The organism is Agromyces sp. NPDC055658, from assembly GCF_053618155.1.
Genome location: NZ_JBSHHD010000112.1, coordinates 1 through 1,279, shown reverse-complemented (window position 1 = coordinate 1,279; position 1,279 = coordinate 1). Strand labels below are relative to the sequence as shown.

Genomic DNA, 1,279 nt, shown 5'->3' with positions numbered 1-1,279 from the left:
CCTTGGCGCGACGCTCCTGTCCTACGAATTCGGACACCAGATCCACGCGGTCACCCTCGGCGAAACCCAGCGCGTCGATGTCGGCGGGATTGACGAACACCACGCGGCGCCCGCCCTTGACCCCGCGGTAACGGTCGTCCAGGCCGTAGATGGTGGTGTTGTACTGGTCGTGACTTCGCAGGGTCTGCAGCACCAGGCGACCCTCGGGCACCGGTACCCACTCCAGCGGCTGAACCGAGAAGTTGGCTTTCCCTGTGGTGGTGCGGAATTCGCGGGAATCGCGAGGCGGGTGGGGGAGCTGGAACCCGTCGGGCTGACGCACCTTGCGGTTGTAGTTCTCGCAGCCGGGCACCACATCGGCGATCGCGTCACGGACGCGGTCGTAGTCGGCATTGAACTGCTCCCACGGCACCGGATGGTCCGGGCCCAGTACTGCGCGAGCCAGCTGACAGACGATCGCCACCTCGCTGCGCAAGTGCTCGCTCGGCGGTGTCAGGCTGCCGCGGGACAGGTGCACCATCGACATCGAATCCTCAACGGACACCATCTGTTTTCCACCGGCCTGGAAATCCTTGTCGGTGCGTCCCAGCGTGGGCAGGATCAGTGCGGTGCGGCCGTGCACCAGATGACTGCGGTTGAGCTTCGTCGAAATCTGAACGGTCAGACCGCAACTGCGCAGCGCGGTCTCGGTGACCTCGGTGTCGGGCGTGGCCGAGACGAAGTTGCCGCCCATCCCGATGAACACGCCGGCCCGGCCGTCGCGCATGGCCCGGATGGCGTCGACGGTGTCGTAGCCGTGCTTGCGCGGGCTGGCGATCCCGAATCGTTCGTCGAGCGCATCCAGGAATTTGTCGGGCATCTTCTCCCAGATGCCCATGGTCCGGTCGCCTTGGACGTTGGAGTGGCCGCGCACCGGACACACCCCGGCCCCGGGCTTGCCGATCATGCCGCGCAGCAACAGCAGGTTGGTGGCTTCACCGATGGTGGCCACCGCATGGTGATGCTGGGTCAGGCCCATCGCCCAGCACACCACCGTGCGCTGGGAGGAAGCCAGCAGGTCGGCCACCCGCTGCAGCTGAGCCCGGTCGACGCCGCTGGCCTCGGTCACCGTGTCGAGGTCCACGCCGCGGGTCTGGGCGGCGTACTCGTCGTATCCGGCGCAGTGCGCGGCGATGAACTCGTGGTCCAGCACCGTACCAGGGGCTCGGTCTTCGGCGTCCAGCAGCAGCCGGCCCAGGCCGGCGAACAGCGCCATGTCCCCGCCGATGCGGATCTGCAC

At 67.4% G+C, this 1,279-nt stretch carries 1 protein-coding gene; it reads right to left on the bottom strand.

The features are described from left to right. The coding region (locus tag ACWGPE_RS18910; RefSeq protein WP_452049301.1) for an FdhF/YdeP family oxidoreductase at window positions 1–1,279 on the bottom strand (1,279 nt) is incomplete at both ends.